The following is an 18,279-nucleotide window of genomic DNA, read 5'->3' on the forward strand; positions in this document are numbered from 1 at the left end:
TAGTCCGGTTGCCGGAGGCTGTCCACTCGCCGATGTGTTCCACGTGAATCCGCGAAGTGGCGGCGTCGGTCAGGGCCGGCGCGCATTGCTCGCAGTCTTGGCCGCGAGCGAGGGCTCCTGCTGCACGGCCGATTCCGCCATGGTGTCGACGGCAAGGTGCAGCAGCTGGCGCACCGCCTGGCGGCTCATCGGCTCCGAGATCAGGAAACCCTGCGCTTCGGTGTAGCCGAGGAGCTGGACATCCTTCAGCTGTTCGGGGGTCTCGACCCCTTCGGCGGTGGTGACCATGCCCATGCGCTGGCCGATATCGGCGACCGATCGCATGATGATCTGGGCGCCCTGCCGGTTGTCCAGCGCGCCGACGAACGAGCCGTCGAGCTTGATCTTGTCGAATGGGAAAGCCAGCAGATAGCTAAGCGCCGAGTAGCCCGTGCCGAAGTCATCGAGCGCCACTTTGAGCCCGAGGGCGTGCAGCCGGTGCAGGGTATCGAGGTTCTGCTGGCTGTTCTCGAGGAACAGCGTCTCGGTGATCTCGATCTCCACCCGATCGGCGGCGAGGCCGCTGGCACGCAGCGCATCCATCACGACGCCGACCAGGTCGCCACGGCCGAACTGCACCGACGACACATTGACGGCAACGTGCATCCTTGCCGGCCAGCTGGCCGCCTCGGCGAAGGCCTGGCGGATGACCCATTCCCCGATCGGCACGATCAGCCCGAGTTCCTCAGCCAGCGGAATGAACTCGGCCGGCGGGATGATGCCCTCGATCGGGTGGCGCCAGCGCAGCAATGCCTCGAAGCCGGCGATGGTCTGCGAGTCGAGGTTGAGGATGGGTTGGTAGAACAGTTCGAACTCCCCGTTGGCCAGCGCACGGCGGAGGTCGCGCTCGATGCGGCTGCTCTCACTGAGCGTCCGCTGCAGGTCCGGCTCGAAGAAGCGGTATCCGCCGCGTCGTCCGCGCTTGATCGAGTAGAGCGCCAGGTCGCCGTTCCTCAGCAATTTGTCGGCGCTCTGGCCATCGCGCGGCGCCATGGCGACGCCGATGCTCACGCCGACCAGCACGGCGTGATCGTCGATATCGAACGGCCGGCGGATCGCCTCGAGAATCGACTTGGCCAGCACCAGCGCGCTTTCGGGGGTGCCGTCGGGGTGCAGCACGGCGAATTCGTCGCCACCCATGCGGCCGACGGTTCCGGCGTCTCCGACACACTCGCGCAGGCGAGCCGCCACCTGTTTCAGCAGCTTGTCGCCGGCGGCGTGACCCATCGAGTCGTTGATCGCCTTGAAGCCATCGAGATCGAGACAGAGCACCGCAAAGCTGCCGCCTGTCGGCAGTGTATCGATGGCCTGCCCGAGCAGCTGGTAGAGCAGGTTGCGGTTCGGCAGCTCGGTGAGCGAGTCGTGATAGGCCTGGTGCGTGAGCTCGGCCTGCATGTTGTGCAGCTCGGTGATGTCACGGTGCATGGTCACCCAGCCGCCATCGCCCATGGCGCGGTGGGTGACCGACAGCACCCGCCCATTGTTGAGATGGTGCGTCGTCGTCGAACTTACGCCGTCCGCCGCCGTCACCAGCCGCTCGCGCAGATAGGCGGCCGGATCGCTGCCAGCGGAAGTTCCGGCGGCGATGCGGGCCCTGAGGATCGAAACGAGCGACGTGCCGACGCGGCCGAACCGGCGCGGCAGATTGTAGATGTCGAGATATTGTCGGTTGCAGACCACCAGTCGGCGCTGCCTGTCGAACATCGCGAGGCCTTGCGCCATGTTCTCGAGCGCCGTGAGGAAGCGGGTGTTCTGGGTGCGTAGCTTCTTCTGGCTCTGGCGCAGCTGCGCGGTCCGGTTCTCGATCTCTGCCTCGAGCCCGACCTGGAACGCCGTCAGCTCGCCCACCATCAGCTCGATCGATCGATCGGTGCGCGTGCGGTCCAGCTCGGCGTCTTCGTAGGCAGCCGTCACCAGCCGTTCGAGCGCCGCCAGGTCGACACGCCCGGCGGCGTCCGTCGATTTTTCCAGCTGCCGATCAAACAGCTTACGCAAATCAGGCCGCCTGCTCTGCCAGTACTGTCACGGTCATCGTCTGGTTGTGCAACTGGCAGAAGCCGGAGACCTCGTGCGGCGATATCTCACCGTAGGAATAGAAGCCGACCGGCACACAGCTCTCCGCCAGCTCAGCGGTTGCCGCCTCGATCTCCTCGTCGATGCGTTGACCCATGAGCAAGCGCCGCCCAATGCAGCTGACGAAGATAGCGGCGCTTTGTGCATCGGGCTGCGGATGCGCATTGAGCACGGCGCGCTGCGTCGCCTCCGCCGCGCCGGCGCAGAGCCGGTTGAAGCTGCCGCGCATCAGCTGAGCCGACCAGCCCTGGGGCATATCTCCGGCAAATGTCATCGAGCCCGACTCGTGATCGACGGCAAGGATGGTGCGAACGACGCTGCGTTCGGGGTGTTTGGGATCGAAGATGCGCAGCGGGAACAGCAGCGCCGAGCCGGGCAGGTTCTGGCTCTCCTCCGGTCCGAGATAGAGCTTGTAGAGATCGAGCGCCGGCTTGCCGTCGACCTCGTACAGCACATTGCCATCGGAGCGAGTGATCTGGCGCATCGGCCCGAACACATCCCAGCCGCCGGCGCTGCCGTGACCGATGCGGATGGCATCGCCATAAAAGCCAACCGCTGCAATGGTGTTGGGCGCCGGGGGACTGTCACAACCCACGAGGGTCTGGGCAAAATCAGCGCCGTCACCGGCAAGGCCGCCGCTGACCGGCACGTCGCGCCCGACTTCGCTGACGACGCCTTCAACCAGCGCGCTGCCATTGACGCGCAGTCCGTCCGACAGGATGAACACGCCGGCCAGGCGGTCGCCCTTGAGCGCAGCGCCGATGGCGGCGCCGGTCGCACGCGAGTCGGCGGAGCCCTTTATCTCGGCGCGGGCGACGCGCAGGTCGGTCGCCGCGAAGTCCAGTGCCAGGGCGCAGGCCGTATCGTCGCTGACGTCGAGCCCGGCGAGTTGCCCGCCGGTCGAGCACCCCAGCAGGTGCGCGTCGGGAAAGCGCGACCGAAGACTGTCGTAAAGCCCGCCATCGGCGAGCATCTGGCGGGTGCCGAAATAGAAGACCAGACCAGCCCGGTCGAGAGACACGTCTGCCTCCGACCATTGGGACTGCTTGTCCCAGAACAGTTGCGAGGCGCGCATGCCACCCTCTTCCAACATCCAGCGGATGGTGACGATTGTGTGGACCAAACCTTAACGTTTCGCCGCAAGACCTGCGTTAGTTTGTCTCCAAGGCTGCTACTCCAACTACTTAGTGTCAATCAGCAAGCCGTAAACTATAGCGCATTGCACCTTTCACGGCGCAACTGTCGCCATGGCCCAAAGCACCCTGGCGAGCCTCGCCTACTTCACCCGACGGGCGACTTCGGTGCTGAGATAAGCCAGATCTTCCGGCGCCAACTTGGCAATATCGCGGGCGAGGCGGTTGGAGAGTTCGGTGGCCTCGGGGGGCATTCCGGCAGTGTCGATGGTGATCCTGGGGTCGCTCATCTCCGCAAGGCGCTGCAGTTCCTCGGCGTCGTCCCAGATGACGTTGAAATAGGCGATGATCCTTTGCATCAGCGCGAAGGTTGGCTTGCCGCGGCGGCCATGTTCGAGGGCGCTGAGATAGGCGCTGGAAACGCGCAGCGCCTTGGCCATGTCCTTCAGCGTCACGCCGCGTTCGTCACGCATCTGGCGAAGCTTCAGCCCGAGTGGAGTCATCGATAATCCCGCTCCCGTCGTAACCGCACGTAGAAGGCGCCATCGCCGCCATGGCCTTGCGCCGCCGTATCCCAGCCCGCGACCAGCGGCGCGAGGTTTGGCGCACTGAGCCATACCGGCAGCATGGCGCGAAGCACCCCGCGTTCGACGATCACCGCTGCGTCGTCGCCGAGCTTCTTCAGCCCCTTGCCGGTGATCACCAGCAAGGTTCGATCGCCGCGCGCTGCCCGAGCCTGGATGAAGCGGGTGAGCGCTCCGTGCGCCTCAACCTGGCGCATGCCATGCAGGTCGATCGTCCCATCGATCTCTTCGCGCCCCCGCTGCAGCCGCTGCTTCAGGTTGGGTTCGATCCCGGCGCGCGGTTGCTTGGCCGGCCGGCCGTCGGATTGATATGCCGGCATGGCCGGCAGCAGGCGGTGGCGCTTGGGCGGCGGCGGCGTAGGTATGGGCAGCGGTTCGGTGTCGAGGTTCACGATCTGCCGCGGCGGCCGCAGCGGCGAAACCGTCTGCGACACCTCGAGCCAAAGGTGCCAGTCGGGGAGCTGGCCCTTTCCATCCGACCGGCGCTTGGCCATCGCATCGCCCCCGAGCGTGGCCTCTTATTCGAGCTGACTGGTGGCGACGAGCTTCCAGTTGGGATCGCGCGCCTTGGGGTTGCGCGCAAAAGTCCATTCGTCGGCGATGTTGGTGACCTGGTCGGCATTGCCTTCGAGCAGGTTGCCGTCCTTGTCGCGGGTGGCCGAGACCACTTCAGCGTGGAAGCGGATGGTGACGCTGGCGGCCCGCTTGTCTACTTCGGCTTCCGAAATCTCGACCTTGGGCAGCCCGACAAAGGTGAAGTCGATCTTGTGGCCGGCGGCCTCGCGATCTTTGATGACGCGCTCGAAGCCGTCATAGACGTCCTTTTCGAGCAGGTTCTTCAGGGTCTGGCGGTCCCCGGCGGCGAACGCGGTGACGATCATCTCGTAGGCGGACTTGGCGCCTTCCATGAAGCTCTTGGGCCCGAAGTTCGGGTCGGCGTCAGCGATTGCATTGAGGCCCGCCGCAACCTTGTCGTCGCCATGCGAGAACTGGGTGATCTCGGTCTCGAGCTTGCGCGCCGCGCGGGCCTGATTCTCGTCGGTCTCTGGAACCGGACGCGGGCGCATCTGCACCACCGTGTCGTCGCCGGCCTTCACCGGCGCCGCCTCACGCTGGCGCTCCAGCGGGGAACGCTCACGACCGGTACGGGTGCCGAGGACCTGACGCAGCCGGAACAGCACAACGATCGCCAGACCAATGACGATGAGCGTGGGGATATCGAAGAATTCATCCATCGGACGTGCTACTCGCGCCAGGGGAAAGGGGGCGTCCGGCTCGCGGAGCCAAAAATGTGACCTATATATAGGGAAACGCTCAGCCGGAAACCAGTTCACGTTTGGCTGAGGAGCCCGGCGGGGCCTTTATGACGCAGCGCTTTCGAAAGGGTTACCCATTGGGCCGCCTATTGTTCCTGATCTTTCTGCTGGTGCCGCTGGTCGAGATCGCGTTCTTCGTGGTGATCGGCAACGCCATCGGCTTGTGGCCGACGCTGGCGGGCGTAGTGGTGACGGCGATCATCGGTTCGCTGGTGATCCGCATGCAGGGACTGTCGCTGCTCAACGAGATCCGCTCGACGGTGGGGCGCGGGCAGTTGCCGGCGCGAGCATTGGCCGACGCGATGATGGTCGGGGTCGCGGGACTGCTGCTGCTGTTGCCGGGCTATTTCTCCGACCTCATCGGCATCCTGCTGCTGATCCCGCCGGTGCGCTCGGCAATCTACGCCTTTCTCAAGTCCCGGGTGACGGTCGTCACGTCGACCACCGGGGCCGGTCCCGGCTTTGCGCAACGGCGTGTCGACGATGGCACGATCGACCTCGATTCGGACGAGTGGCGGCCGCGCTGAAAGCCACCGCGCTTGTGGCTGAGTGCCAAAGGTGCTAGCCACCCGGCCGACCGAAAGCTCGAGGATTTTCGACTATGGCTGACCAGACCCCGCCCGAGGCCGCGCCGGCACCCGCGAACGCCAGCACGGCGCCCAGCTACAGCCTCGTCGGGCAGTACACCCGCGACCTGAGCTTCGAGAACCCGGGCGCGCCCGGTTCGGTGCTGTTGGGCGGTCCGAACCCCAACTTCACCGTGGGCATCAATGTCGGGGTGAAGAAGCAGGCCGACGATCTCTACGCCGTTGAGATCAACCTCAACGCCAAGGCCGAGCGCGACAAGACCGTGCTGTTCAACGTCGAACTGGTCTATGGCGGCGTGTTCCGGGTGAGGAACGTGCCCGAGCCGCAGCTGCCGGCCCTACTGATGGTCGAGTGCCCGCGAATGATCTTCCCGTTCGCCCGCCATGTGCTCGCCACCATCGTTCAGCTCGGCGGCTTCCCGCCGCTGATGATGGAGCCGGTGGATTTCAACGCGCTCTACATCCAGAACGTCCGCAACCTGCAGGCGCAGCAGGCCGCTCCGGGCACGCCGCCCAACTAAGCGGGCCTACTCGGCCGCCGCGAGCTCGGTGGGATAATTGCTCCACAAGGCGTCGGCGCCGAGCGTGCCGACGAGCTTCAGGTGGGCGGCGAATTCGATGTCGGTCAGCCGTGACGGCAGCGGCACCGGTCGCTGGCGTGCAGGCGCCATCGTCACGGTGATGCCGCTCTCGATATGCGTCTCGGCCACCAGCGCCAGCGCCACCTGCCGGCCACCGATCAGCTCCAGATAGACATCGGCGAGGATCTCGCTGTCGAGCAGCGCGCCGTGCAACACGCGCTTCGAATTGTCGATGCCATAGTGCTTGCAGAGCGCATCGAGGCTGACGCGCGCGCCCGGATGGCGCTCGCGCGCCACCATCACGGTGTCGATCACCTCATTGGTGAGGCTGGGCTTGCCGAGCTTTTCGAGCTCGAAGTTGAGAAAGCCCATGTCGAACGGGGCGTTGTGGATCACCAGCGTGCCATCGCCGATGAACTCGAGGAAGGCGTCGGCCTCGGCGCTGAACAGCGGCTTGTCGCGCAGGAACTCGGTCGACAGCCCATGCACCCGGAATGCTTCATCCGGCACGTCACGCTCGGGATTGAGATAGACGTGGAAATGCCGGCCGGTCGGGATGTGGTTGATCAGCTCGACGCAGCCGATCTCGACGATGCGGTCGCCCGTCACCGGCGATAGGCCGGTGGTTTCGGTATCGAGGACGATTTCGCGGCTCATTGGCGGGCTTTGGCTTCCTGACGCAGCCTCTGCACCAGGTCGGCAACCGATTGGCGGGTCGCTTCGATGGTGTCGGCGGTGTCGATTATGTAGGTGGCGCGTTTCACCTTTTCAGCCTGTGTTAGCTGACGGGCAAGGATGGCCTCAAGCTTTTCCACCGTCATCCCGGGACGAGCCAGGGCACGCCGGCGTTGCTCGGCCGCATCGACGATGGTGACGATGACGGCATCGAGCCCCCAATCGACGCCGTTCTCGAACAGCAGCGGAATATCGACCACCGCAATCGCTTCACCACGAGCTTCGGCCTCGGCGAGGAACGACCTTATCCTCGCCCGCACCAGCGGATGCACGATGGCCTCGAGCTGCTGCAACCGCCCGGGATGGCCAACCAGATGCCGACTGAGCTTTTCGCGATCGATGACACCGTCCACCGTGACCCCGGGAAAAGCTGCCTCGACCGGCGCGACAGCCGCGCCGCGGTAAAGGTCATGCACCGCCTCGTCGGACGAAAAGGTCGGGATGCCGAGATCGGCGAAGGCCTTGAGCATCGTCGATTTGCCCGTCGCGATCGATCCGGTGAGCCCGAGCTTCAGCATCAGAGCGTCGCCTCGATTCTGGCGCGCAGCGCCGGGGTCACCTCGGGGCGGACGCCGAACCAGGCCTCAAAGCCGGGGACCGCCTGATGCAGCAGCATCCCGAGCCCGTCGACGGTGCGGAGACCGAGCGCGCGGGCGTCGGTCAGCAGCGGCGTCACGAGCGGGACATAGACGATGTCGGTGACCAGCGCTGTCTTGGGCAGCAGCCGGAGGTCGAGATCGTCGAAACGGGTGTCGTGCATGCCGACGGAACTGGTGTTCACCACGAGGCCGGCCCCGGGTGCGTATTGGGCGTAGTCCGCGAGGCTGCCGGGAAGGAACGGGCCGGCAATCTCCCTCGCCAAGGCTTCAGCCTTCTCCGGCGTGCGATTGAGCAGCACGATCTCGGGAACCCCGCGTTCGCGCAGCGCGACGAGAATAGCGCGGGCCGCACCGCCGGCGCCGAGCACGATGGCGCGGTTCAGCCCCTCCGCCCAGCCCGGAGCGTTCTGGTCGAGATTGCCGAGAAAACCCATGAAGTCGGTGTTGAAGCCATGCACCTTGCCGTCGCGGGCGACGAGCGTGTTCACCGCCGCGATGGTGGTCGCCAGTGGGTCGACGCTGTCGCAGAGGGCAAACACCGCCTCCTTGTGGGGTATGGTCACATTGCCGCCGGCGAACTCGCCCTGGCGCAGGCGCTCGACGAAAGCCGGCAACTCCTCGGGGGCGACGTCGATCGCCTCGTAGCTGCCATCGATACCATGCTCAGCGATCCAGCTGCCGTGGATCAGCGGCGAGCGGGAGTGCTTGATCGGGTGGCCGATGACGAAGGCTTTTTTCACGTGAATCACTGAGCGAGGGTTTCAGGGGCATGCTGACGCAGCGCGGCCAGCAAGGGCAACAGCGGCAGCCCCAGAATGGTGAAATAGTCACCCTCGATCCGCTCGAACAGCCGGATCGACGGGCCCTCGAGCCGATAGCCACCGACCGAACCGAGCACTCCGGGCCCTTCAAGCGCGAGGACCGCGTCGCGTTCCACCGCATCGAAGCGGCGCATGGTGAGCGATGCCGTGTCCGTCGTGGACCAGAGCAGGCGGCCTCCGCGGGCCAGGGCGACACCGGCATGGAGGAAATGCGTGTGCCCTGCCAGCCGATCTAGCTGGTTCGCCGCGACGGCAAGGGTCTCGGGCTTGTGCAGAAGGTCCCCATCAAGCGCCAGCACCTGGTCCGCACCGATGACGACTGCCCCCTGCCGGGCCGTTGAGACCGCGATGGCCTTCGCCTCTGCGAGGTGACACGCCACGGATCGAGCGTCACCGCCTTTCCCCAGCACACCCGCTTCGAGCGCCCGTTCGTCGATTTGCGCTGGACTCGTTTCGAATCGGAGCCCAGTGCCCGCCAGCAGGGCTTTTCGCGCGGAACTCTGGGAAGCAAGGATCAGCATGACCTCGGTTTTCCACACTGTCCTCATTCGCTCAAGTGCGGCCGCGGTGGACAACCGGCCGCCGCGGCGCAACGCCCGAGTTCTCCCCGCTGGGACGAGATCGCTCAACAGGCCGACCCCGCGGGAGAGTTAACAAAGGGTTAAGGTGAGTTGTGGGGATAACCGGCTGCGTGAAGCACGGGTCCATCCACAGCCCCGTTAACGGATCGTCAACCATTGTGACATGGTTAAGACTTAGTAAACGGCGCGACTCCCGAGGCACCCCTCTTCTCTTCACCGCCGATGATTCACAGGCTCCGGCAGCGTCACCGCCGCGCGCTTCTGTCGCCGCGTATCTCGTTGTGGGCAGCCGTGAATTCCTGCAAAACACCGCCATGATAATGATGATTAAGAATCTAGAGTCTTTAGGATTGGTTGGGCGATGACCCAGACACCGGTGCTCAAACCACTGCTTGAGACGGTGCTCGGACGGCGCCAGCAGCGGCTGCCGATCTGGATCATGCGCCAGGCTGGACGCTATCTGCCGGAGTATCGCGAGCTCCGCGCCAAAGCCGGCAGCTTTCTCGACCTCTGCTACAACCCGGAACTGGCTTCGGAGGTGACGCTGCAGCCCTTGCGGCGCTTCGATCTCGACGCAGCAATCCTCTTCTCCGATATCCTGGTGATCCCGGATGCCCTGGGCCAATATGTCCGCTTCGAAGCTGGCGAAGGCCCCCTGCTTGAGCCCGTGACGGCAGACTCGATCCCACGGCTCGATCCCAAAGGGGCTTTGGAGAAGCTGAGCCCTATCATCGAGACGGTCAGGAGGGTTCGAGCTGGCCTCACCCCCGACAAGACCCTGATCGGCTTCTGTGGCTCGCCCTGGACGGTTGCCACCTACATGATCGGCGGACGTGGCTCGCCCGACCAGGCGGCGGCGCGGGTATTCGCGCTGACCCAACCGGCGGCATTCGCGCAACTGATCGACATCCTAGTCGAGGCCAGCATCGCCTATCTCGCGGCGCAACTGCAGGCCGGTGCCGATGTGGTGCAGCTGTTCGAGAGCTGGGCGCTGAACCTCGACGAGATAGCGTTCCGCAACTGGGTAATCGAGCCGAACCGCCGGATCGTCGAAGGGCTGCGGAAACTCATCCCGGGAGCACCGGTGATCGGTTTTCCGCGCGGCGCTGCGGGTAACCTGCCGGCCTATGCCAAGGCGACCGGCGTCAACGTGCTCGGCCTCGACTATGCGACGCCGCTCGGCTTTGCCGCTGAACTCCCGGCCGGTCTCGGCGTGCAGGGCAATCTCGATCCGCTGCGCCTACTCGCCGGCGGTGAGCAGATGGACAATCGCATCCGCGAAATCGTCGCCGGCTTCCGCGATCGCCCGCACATCTTCAACCTCGGGCACGGGATCGTGCCGGAAACGCCGATCGCGCATGTCGAGCGGCTGATCGCAGTGGCGCGGGGAGCATAGGCGATGGATTTCTATCCATGGGTCAAGGCGCTGCACATCCTCTCGGTGATCGCCTGGATGGCCGGGATGCTCTACCTGCCGCGGCTGTTCGTCTATCACGCCGACGCCGAGCAGGGCTCGGTCCAGTCCGAGACCTTCAAGGTGATGGAGCGGCGGCTCTATCGCGGCATCACCACGCCGGCGATGATTGCGGCCTGGGTGTTCGGCCTGTGGCTGGCCTTTGGCTTCGGCATCGTCGATTTCAGCCAGGGCTGGATGTGGCTGAAGGCCGTGATGGTGATCCTGCTGAGCGGCATCCACGGTTTCTACGGCCGGCTGCTGCGCGACTTCACCAATGACCGCAACACCCGACCGGCAAAGTTCTTCCGCGCCATCAACGAAATCCCTTTCGTCATCGCCATCGTCATCGTCATTTCGGTGGTGGTGAAGCCATTCTGATGCGCTCCGCTTAGCAGCCATTGTTCCACGTGAATCCGCATTCCGCTTGAATGTGGCGAAGGTTTTAGCTATCTGAAGCGCACTGCCTGATCGATGGGCGCCTCCCCGGCGCTTTCCGGGCGAACCCCCCTCTCCGTACATCCCGCCACTTACGTTTGCCCAAGGGTCTTCCGCGCAATGGAAAATATGAAGCTCAGCGAGCTCAAGGCCAAGACGCCTGCCGAATTGCTTGAATTCGCCGAGACTTACGAGGTCGAGAACGCCTCGACGATGCGTAAGCAGGAACTGATGTTCGCCATCCTCAAGGAACTGGCGGCACGTGAAGTGGACATCACCGGCGAAGGCGTGGTGGAAGTCCTTCCCGACGGCTTTGGGTTCCTCCGCTCGCCGGACGCGAACTACCTCCCGGGCCCGGACGATATCTACGTCTCCCCCTCGCAGATCCGCCGCTTCTCGCTGCGCACCGGCGACACGGTTGAAGGCCAGATCCGGTCTCCCAAGGAAGGCGAGCGCTACTTTGCGCTGCTCAAGGTCAACACCATCAATTTCGAGGACCCCGAGAAGGTCCGTCACAAGATCAACTTCGACAACCTGACGCCGCTCTATCCCGATGAGCGGCTGCGCCTCGAGCTCCCCGACCCGACGGTCAAGGACAAGAGCGCCCGGATCATGGATCTGGTGGCGCCGCTCGGCAAAGGCCAGCGCGCCCTGATCGTTGCACCACCGCGTACCGGTAAGACGGTACTGTTGCAGAATATTGCACAGTCGATCGCCATCAATCACCCCGAGTGCTACCTCATCGTGCTGCTCATCGACGAGCGCCCCGAGGAAGTCACCGACATGCAGCGCTCGGTGAAGGGCGAGGTAATCTCCTCGACCTTCGACGAGCCGGCCAGCCGCCACGTCCAGGTCGCTGAGATGGTGATCGAGAAAGCGAAACGCCTCGTCGAACACAAGCGCGACGTGGTGATTCTGCTCGATTCGATCACTCGCCTCGGCCGCGCCTACAACACCGTGGTGCCGTCGTCCGGCAAGGTGCTGACCGGTGGCGTGGATGCCAACGCGCTGCAGCGCCCCAAGCGCTTTTTCGGGGCCGCTCGAAACATCGAAGACGGCGGCTCGCTGACCATCATCTCGACCGCGCTGATCGATACCGGGTCGCGCATGGACGAAGTGATCTTCGAAGAGTTCAAGGGCACTGGTAACTCGGAAATCGTCCTCGACCGCAAGGTCTCCGACAAGCGCGTGTTCCCGGCGATGGACGTCACCAAGTCCGGCACCCGCAAGGAAGAGCTGTTGGTCGAGCCGGATATCCTCAGGAAGATGTACGTCCTGCGCCGTATCCTCAACCCGATGGGCACGGTCGATGCGATGGAGTTCCTGATGGACAAGATCCGTCAGACGAAGACGAACTCCGACTTCTTCGACTCGATGAACACCTAAGACAGCTGGGCCGGGTGTTCACGCACCGGACGATCCACATCCACGATGTCATCCCCGCGAAGGCGGGGATGTCCGTTTGGATGCCAGCCATCTCACCCGAGTATCCCCTCCCCACCGGCGTCATCCCGGCGAAGGCCGGGATCCATCTCTCCCATCGCCCGATGCGCTGTGGTTGTCATGCGTACCGATGACACCATCGTCGCACTCTCCTCCGGCGCCCTGCCGTCCGGGGTAGCGGTCATCCGTCTCTCCGGCCCACTGGCCGGCAGCGTCCTGATCGACATGCTCGGCGCCCTTCCCGCTCCGCGACACCTGAAGCTTGCTGACATTCGGATCGGCGAAGAGACGCTGGATCGAGGGCTTGTCGCCTGGATGCCCGGCCCGCACAGCTTCACCGGGGAGGACTGCGCCGAACTCCAGCTACACGGCTCGCCCGCCGTGGTGCGGGCAACCCTTCGGGGACTGACCTCACAACCCGGTATCAGGCTCGCGGACGCTGGCGAGTTCACCCGGCGAGCCTTCGAGAACGGCAAGCTCGATCTCGTTGAAGCTCAAGGGCTTGGCGATCTGATCCAGGCCGAGACCGAGAACCAGCGGTCCCTCGCTTACGCCCGCATGGAAGGCGGTCTGACGCGGCAAGTGGAGGGCTGGCGAGAGCGCCTGCTCGACCTTCGGGCCGAGATCGAGGCTCAACTGGACTTCTCCGACGAAGGCGATGTCGGAACGCTTCCCGAAGGCTTCAGCTCCAATGTTGAGGCCCTGGGCCGTGAAATCGGCGGCGTGCTCGCCACTCGCGGTCAGGGTCGAATCCTCCGCAGCGGCTTTCGCGTTGTACTCGCCGGCCCACCAAACGCCGGCAAGTCGAGCCTTCTCAACGCCCTCTCCCGCTCCGATGTGGCTATCGTATCAGACGAGCCCGGCACGACGCGAGACCTCAAGGAAGTGCCGCTCGACGTCAAAGGTCAGCTCATCATCCTCATCGATAGCGCTGGCCTTCGCGATACGACGTCGAAGGCAGAAGCTATCGGGGTCGAGCGCGCGAAGCAGGCACTGATCGGGGCTGACCAGGTGCTATGGCTGCAGGCGCCGGACGTTGCGATCGTCCACCCCCCGGACTTTCCGGAGTTCGAAGAGCAGCCATGGCGGCGACCTCCGATCGCGGTCGTTGGGACCAAGAGTGATCTGGGGACAGTCGAAGGCGCCGAGCTCAGCGTCTCAGTTGCCTCCGGCGAGGGCATCGAAACTCTTCTGGAGAAGCTCTATGAGGCCTCAGGCGCCGGTTCAGTTCAGCCGTCGGAACTAATAGTCAGCCACGAGCGGGATCGCGAGGCGCTGCTCGCGGCCGTGATGGCCCTAGCTGAGGCCGCTGAGCGCCTTAAGGATCCTGAACTGGCGGCGGAGGATCTGAGGCGAGCCTCCACCGCCATGGAGCGATTGCTCGGCCGAATGGACGCAGAGTCCGTCCTCGACCATCTGTTTGCGGCCTTCTGCATCGGTAAATGATTCACGTGAAACGCGGCCCTGCACCCGGCGCTGTTGATTCACGTGAAACATTGGACTAGACCGCCGCCTTCCAGGGATCTGCGAGATGAGCGACTTCGGCGTCATTGTTGTTGGAGGCGGGCACGCCGGCTGCGAAGCCGCGGCGGCTTCGGCTCGTCTCGGCGTTCCTACTGCGTTGATCACCCACAAGTTCGCCACCATCGGCGAAATGAGCTGCAATCCGGCGATCGGCGGCCTCGGCAAGGGCCATCTGGTCCGCGAGATCGACGCGATGGACGGGCTGATGGGCCGGGTGGCCGACGTTGCCGGCATCCAGTTCCGCGTCCTCAATCGCCGCAAGGGTGCCGCTGTCCGCGGCCCCAGGGCCCAGGCCGATCGCAAGCTTTACCGGCAGGCGATGCAGGCGGCGATCCTGTCGCAGCCCAACCTGACCGTCATCGAAGGTGAGGTCGACGACCTCGTTGTTACGGACGGCCGTATCGCCGGTGCGGTGCTGCTCGATGGCCGGCGCTTTGGCGCCAGGGCTGTCGTTCTCACCACCGGGACCTTCCTCCGTGGCCTTATCCACCGAGGCGAAGAAGCCACGCCTGCCGGCCGCGTCGGCGAGAAGCCGGTGCTCGGCCTTTCGACCCGGCTCGAGGCGCTTGGCCTCACCCTCGGGCGGCTGAAGACCGGCACCCCGGCGCGTCTAGATGCGACATCGATCGACTTCTCCGGGCTTGAAGAGCAGCGCGGCGACGATCCGCCGGAGCCGTTCTCCTCGCTGACCACGGCGATCACCACGCCGCAGATCAGCTGCTATATCACCCGCACGACGTCCGATACGCATCGGATCATCTCAGAAAATCTGCATCGTTCGGCGATGTACTCCGGCCGGATCCAGAGCCGCGGTCCGCGCTACTGCCCGTCGATCGAAGACAAGGTTGTCCGCTTCGCCGATCGCGACAGCCACCAGATCTTCCTCGAGCCCGAAGGCCTAGACGACAACACGATCTATCCCAACGGGTTGTCGACCTCCCTTCCCGCTGAGGTCCAGGAAGCTTTCCTCAAGTCGATGCCGGGCTTGGAGAATGTCCGGATCATCCGGCCCGGCTATGCGATCGAGTATGACTATGTTGATCCCCGCGAACTTCGCCCGACTCTCGAGCTGAAGCGTCTGCCGGGTCTGTTCCTCGCGGGACAGATTAACGGGACCACCGGCTATGAAGAGGCGGCAGCACAAGGGCTGTACGCCGGCGCCAACGCGGGCCTTGCCAGCAACGGCGATGACGCATTCCACTTGTCGCGGACCGAAAGCTATCTCGGCGTGATGGTCGACGACCTGGTGACGCGGGGGGTAAGTGAGCCCTACCGAATGTTCACCTCACGCGCCGAGTTCCGCCTGCACCTCCGCAGCGACAACGCCGACCAGCGCCTCACACGGATCGCGACCGAGGCGGGGTTGGTCGGCGAAGAACGTCAGCAGCACTTTGAGACGCGCTCGGCAGCCTTGACCGCCGGCCGTGCAACGCTGGATCGGCTGCGGACGACGCCGACAGCCGCCCGCAAGGCTGGCCTGGCGGTGAATGCTGACGGGCACGAGCGCAGCGCATTCGAGCTGTTGTCCTATCCGGACGTCGAAGCAGCCAACCTTGTGCCGCTCTGGCCGGAGATTGCCGACCTGTCGCCGTCCATCGTGGAGCAGCTGACGGTCGATGCGCAATACGCCGTCTACCTGCAGCGTCAGCAGGCCGACATTGCGGCAGTTAAGCGCGACGAAAGCCGGGAGATCCCTGACTGGCTCGACTATGCCGCCCTGCCGGGCCTGTCGATGGAGATGCGGCAGAAGCTGGAGCAAAGGCGGCCGGCGACCATTGCGCAGGCCCAGGCCATCGAGGGTGTCACGCCCGCCGCCATCACGCTCATCCTGTCGGTGGTTCGCCGGGGTAGCCTACGCCAGGCCGGCTGATGGGCGATCTGACCGCCTATTCCGGCGGCTTCGTCAGGCCGGAAGCCGTGGTGCGCAAGGATCTGGAATCGTTTGCTGCGCTGCTGAAGAAATGGAACGCGGTGCAGAATCTTGTTTCACGTGAAACAGAGAATGCCCTGTGGTCGCGCCACATCCTGGATTCGCTGCAGGTTCTGCCCCTCCTGCGGCCGACGGATGAGCGTTTCCTCGACGTGGGATCAGGCGGAGGCCTGCCCGCCCTGCCACTGGCCATCGCCTTGAAGGGCGGGCAGGCCCACATCACCATGGTCGAGCCGATCGGCAAGAAGGTCGCCTTCCTGCGCCAAGTTGCCCGCGAACTGGGGCTTTCCGCCGACGTGCACGCCGGGCGGACCGACAGTTTTGATTCACGTGAAACATCTTTCGACGTCATCACCTCACGCGCGCTCGCGGCGTTGCCGACGCTGCTGGAACTTATCCACCCCTTCTTTGGGCCCGAAACCCGCGCGATCCTGCACAAGGGGCGGGATCATGCTGTGGAGCTCGCGGAAAGTCGTTTGGCGTGGGAGTTCGACGTGGTAATAACCAAGAGCGCCACCGACGAGGCCGGCGTATTGCTGGAAATCAGCAATTTGCGACGGAAAACCATATAGTTAGCGGAAACGCTCGGAGGCCGTGCCTTGGCTCCTCGAATCCTGACCCTCGCCAACCAGAAGGGTGGGGTCGGCAAGACCACTACCGCGATCAACCTGGCAACCGCGCTCGCTGCGATCGGCGAGCGGGTGCTGATCGTCGACCTCGATCCGCAGGGCAATGCCTCGACGGGACTCGGAATCTCGCGTTCCGGCCGCGATGTGTCCAGCTACGATCTGCTGATGGGCGACGCCAAGGTGGCGGCCGCGGCCGTGATGACCAGCGTACCCAACGTGGCCATCGTGCCCTCGACGCTGGACCTGCTCGGCGTCGAGCTGACCATCGCGCAGCAGGCGGACCGGGCGTTCCGGCTCCGCGACGCCTTCAGGGCAATGAGCGACCTGACGATCAACGGCCAGTCGGTGAGCTACGTGCTGATCGATTGCCCGCCGTCGCTAAACCTCTTGACCATCAACGCCCTGGTGGCCGCGGATGCCGTGCTGGTGCCGCTGCAGTGCGAGTTCTTCGCGCTCGAAGGCCTGAGCCAACTGCTTCAAACCATTGAGCAAATTCGCACCACGCTGAACCCGCGCCTGTCGATACAGGGTGTTGTGATGACGATGTTCGACCGTCGCAACAACCTCAGTGAGCAGGTGCTGGCCGATGTGCGTTCCGAGATGGGGTCGCTGGTCTATGACACCGTCATACCGCGCAATGTCCGTCTTTCCGAGGCGCCGTCCTATGGCAAGCCGGCCCTGCTCTATGACCTGAAATGTGCCGGTAGCCAGGCCTATCTGCGCCTTGCTACCGAAGTTATCCGGCGTGAGCGCCAGCTCATGGCCGCATGAGGAAGTTGGAATGAACGAGAAACCTTCACGGCTCGGGCGAGGCCTTGCGGCGCTGATCGGCGATATGGCGACCATGGAAGGCGCGCGGCTCGCCGATAGCGGCAGCAAGCGCCTGCCGGTCGACTTCCTGATCGCCAACCGCGCCAACCCGCGGCGGGATTTCGATCCGGACCAGCTGGAAGAGCTGACCAGCTCGATCCGCGAGAAGGGCGTGATGCAGCCGCTGCTGGTGCGGCCGACCACCGATCCGAATCAGTTCGAGATCATCGCCGGCGAGCGCCGCTGGCGCGCGTCGCAGCGGGCCGGGCTCAACGACGTGCCGGTGATCATCCGCGACGTCGACGACAAGGAAGCGCTCGAGCTCGCGATCATCGAGAACGTGCAGCGCGTCGACTTAAATCCGCTCGAAGAAGCAATGGGTTACGCCCAGCTGATCGAGCAGTTCGATTACACCCAGAACGACCTGGCGCAGGTGATCGGCAAGTCCCGCTCGCACGTCGCCAACACGTTGCGCCTGATGAAGCTGCCAGACGACGTGCGCGGCATGCTGGCGAGCGGCGAACTCACGGCCGGCCATGCCCGTACGCTGATCACGGCGGAAGATCCGGTGGCGCTGGCGAAGCGCATCGTCGGTGGCGGGCTTTCGGTGCGCGAGGCGGAAGCCATGACGCAGCGCGAGATCAACGCGCCGAAGAAGAAGCCGGCACCGGCCGAGCAGAAGGACGCAGACACCGCGGCGCTCGAGAAGCGGCTGTCCGATGTGCTGGGGCTGCACGTCGCGATCGACCACAAGGACCAGGGCGGGCGGCTGGAGATCCGCTACCGGACCCTGGAGCAGCTCGACGGCATCTGCATGAAGCTGACCGGCTACGGGGTTTAGCACCGTCGACTGGCAGAAGTTCATGGCCTAACGCTGGTCCATCGTTGGAACTTCGCGCGTCGAAGCCATCGATTTCCAGCGGATTCCGTCGTTCAGACGTCGTTCATTCCTGCCTATCCGGGATGACGGAATACGTCAGCTACACTGACGTTGGCACCGCTG

The 18,279-nt window shown here is 64.6% G+C and carries 19 protein-coding genes; 10 read left to right on the forward strand and 9 right to left on the reverse strand.

Annotated elements, in window-relative coordinates:
* Nucleotides 1-69: 69 nt before the first annotated feature.
* The 5 genes from AC1DWU_RS20315 to AC1DWU_RS20335 form a co-directional block, all read right to left on the reverse strand.
* The gene (locus AC1DWU_RS20315; protein WP_477151828.1) at nt 70-2,034 is read right to left on the reverse strand and encodes a putative bifunctional diguanylate cyclase/phosphodiesterase; all 1,965 of its coding nucleotides are present in this window, start codon (nt 2,032-2,034) and stop codon (nt 70-72) included.
* 1 nt (nt 2,035) lies between these two features.
* Complete coding sequence (locus tag AC1DWU_RS20320; protein WP_477151829.1) at nt 2,036-3,187, reverse strand: FIST signal transduction protein; 1,152 nt, start codon at nt 3,185-3,187, stop codon at nt 2,036-2,038.
* 201 nt (nt 3,188-3,388) lie between these two features.
* Complete coding sequence (locus AC1DWU_RS20325; RefSeq protein WP_477151830.1) at nt 3,389-3,748, reverse strand: helix-turn-helix domain-containing protein; 360 nt, start codon at nt 3,746-3,748, stop codon at nt 3,389-3,391.
* A complete protein-coding gene (locus AC1DWU_RS20330) occupies nt 3,745-4,323 on the reverse strand; it encodes a Smr/MutS family protein (RefSeq protein WP_477151831.1) in 579 nt (192 codons plus the stop codon). Before AC1DWU_RS20330 ends, AC1DWU_RS20325 begins: the two co-directional genes overlap by 4 nt.
* Nucleotides 4,324-4,347: 24 nt before the next feature.
* Complete coding sequence (locus AC1DWU_RS20335) at nt 4,348-5,064, reverse strand: Tim44/TimA family putative adaptor protein (protein ID WP_477151832.1); 717 nt, start codon at nt 5,062-5,064, stop codon at nt 4,348-4,350.
* 158 nt (nt 5,065-5,222) lie between these two features.
* Between AC1DWU_RS20335 and AC1DWU_RS20340 the strand changes: the two genes are divergently transcribed.
* Together AC1DWU_RS20340 and secB are read left to right on the forward strand one after the other, a co-directional pair.
* Nucleotides 5,223-5,672, forward strand: coding sequence for an FxsA family protein (locus AC1DWU_RS20340; protein ID WP_477151833.1), 450 nt, complete (start codon nt 5,223-5,225; stop codon nt 5,670-5,672).
* A gap of 74 nt (nt 5,673-5,746) precedes the next feature.
* Complete coding sequence (gene secB, locus AC1DWU_RS20345; protein WP_477151834.1) at nt 5,747-6,253, forward strand: protein-export chaperone SecB; 507 nt, start codon at nt 5,747-5,749, stop codon at nt 6,251-6,253.
* Nucleotides 6,254-6,259: 6 nt separating this feature from the next.
* Here secB and dnaQ read toward each other — a convergent pair whose 3' ends face one another.
* The 4 genes from dnaQ to AC1DWU_RS20365 are packed head-to-tail and all read right to left on the reverse strand — an operon-like array spanning nt 6,260 to nt 8,989.
* Nucleotides 6,260-6,970 carry a DNA polymerase III subunit epsilon gene (gene dnaQ / locus AC1DWU_RS20350; RefSeq protein ID WP_477151835.1) on the reverse strand — a complete coding sequence of 237 codons (711 nt, stop codon included), beginning with the start codon at nt 6,968-6,970 and terminating at the stop codon, nt 6,260-6,262.
* Nucleotides 6,967-7,566, reverse strand: coding sequence for a dephospho-CoA kinase (gene coaE / locus AC1DWU_RS20355; RefSeq protein WP_477151836.1), 600 nt, complete (start codon nt 7,564-7,566; stop codon nt 6,967-6,969). Before coaE ends, dnaQ begins: the two co-directional genes overlap by 4 nt.
* Nucleotides 7,566-8,387 (reverse strand): shikimate dehydrogenase, encoded by an 822-nt coding sequence (locus AC1DWU_RS20360; RefSeq protein WP_477151837.1) that lies wholly within the window; start codon nt 8,385-8,387, stop codon nt 7,566-7,568. Before AC1DWU_RS20360 ends, coaE begins: the two co-directional genes overlap by 1 nt.
* A 5-nt stretch (nt 8,388-8,392) precedes the next feature.
* Nucleotides 8,393-8,989, reverse strand: a complete 597-nt coding sequence (locus tag AC1DWU_RS20365) for a Maf family protein (RefSeq protein WP_477151838.1) — start codon at nt 8,987-8,989, stop codon at nt 8,393-8,395.
* Nucleotides 8,990-9,410: 421 nt separating this feature from the next.
* Here AC1DWU_RS20365 and hemE point away from each other — a divergent pair, with 421 nt between their 5' ends.
* The 8 genes from hemE to AC1DWU_RS20405 all read left to right on the forward strand — a co-directional run bounded on the left by hemE (nt 9,411) and on the right by AC1DWU_RS20405 (nt 18,117).
* Nucleotides 9,411-10,445 (forward strand): uroporphyrinogen decarboxylase, encoded by a 1,035-nt coding sequence (hemE, locus tag AC1DWU_RS20370; protein ID WP_477151839.1) that lies wholly within the window; start codon nt 9,411-9,413, stop codon nt 10,443-10,445.
* A gap of 3 nt (nt 10,446-10,448) precedes the next feature.
* A complete protein-coding gene (hemJ, locus tag AC1DWU_RS20375; protein ID WP_477151840.1) occupies nt 10,449-10,883 on the forward strand; it encodes a protoporphyrinogen oxidase HemJ in 435 nt (144 codons plus the stop codon).
* Between the two features lie 177 nt (nt 10,884-11,060).
* Complete coding sequence (rho, locus tag AC1DWU_RS20380) at nt 11,061-12,326, forward strand: transcription termination factor Rho (RefSeq protein ID WP_055047046.1); 1,266 nt, start codon at nt 11,061-11,063, stop codon at nt 12,324-12,326.
* A gap of 177 nt (nt 12,327-12,503) precedes the next feature.
* Entirely contained in the window at nt 12,504-13,829 is a 1,326-nt protein-coding gene (mnmE, locus tag AC1DWU_RS20385; RefSeq protein WP_477151841.1) for a tRNA uridine-5-carboxymethylaminomethyl(34) synthesis GTPase MnmE, read from the forward strand.
* A gap of 85 nt (nt 13,830-13,914) precedes the next feature.
* The gene (mnmG, locus tag AC1DWU_RS20390; protein WP_477151842.1) at nt 13,915-15,777 is read left to right on the forward strand and encodes a tRNA uridine-5-carboxymethylaminomethyl(34) synthesis enzyme MnmG; all 1,863 of its coding nucleotides are present in this window, start codon (nt 13,915-13,917) and stop codon (nt 15,775-15,777) included.
* Entirely contained in the window at nt 15,777-16,409 is a 633-nt protein-coding gene (rsmG, locus tag AC1DWU_RS20395; RefSeq protein ID WP_477151843.1) for a 16S rRNA (guanine(527)-N(7))-methyltransferase RsmG, read from the forward strand. The genes mnmG and rsmG overlap by 1 nt, the downstream gene beginning before the upstream one ends.
* A gap of 27 nt (nt 16,410-16,436) precedes the next feature.
* Nucleotides 16,437-17,237 (forward strand): ParA family protein, encoded by an 801-nt coding sequence (locus AC1DWU_RS20400; RefSeq protein ID WP_477151844.1) that lies wholly within the window; start codon nt 16,437-16,439, stop codon nt 17,235-17,237.
* A 10-nt stretch (nt 17,238-17,247) separates the two neighbouring features.
* Nucleotides 17,248-18,117 carry a ParB/RepB/Spo0J family partition protein gene (locus AC1DWU_RS20405; RefSeq protein ID WP_477151845.1) on the forward strand — a complete coding sequence of 290 codons (870 nt, stop codon included), beginning with the start codon at nt 17,248-17,250 and terminating at the stop codon, nt 18,115-18,117.
* Nucleotides 18,118-18,279: the final 162 nt, after the last annotated feature.

This window comes from Devosia sp. P2_G7 (assembly GCF_056403495.1).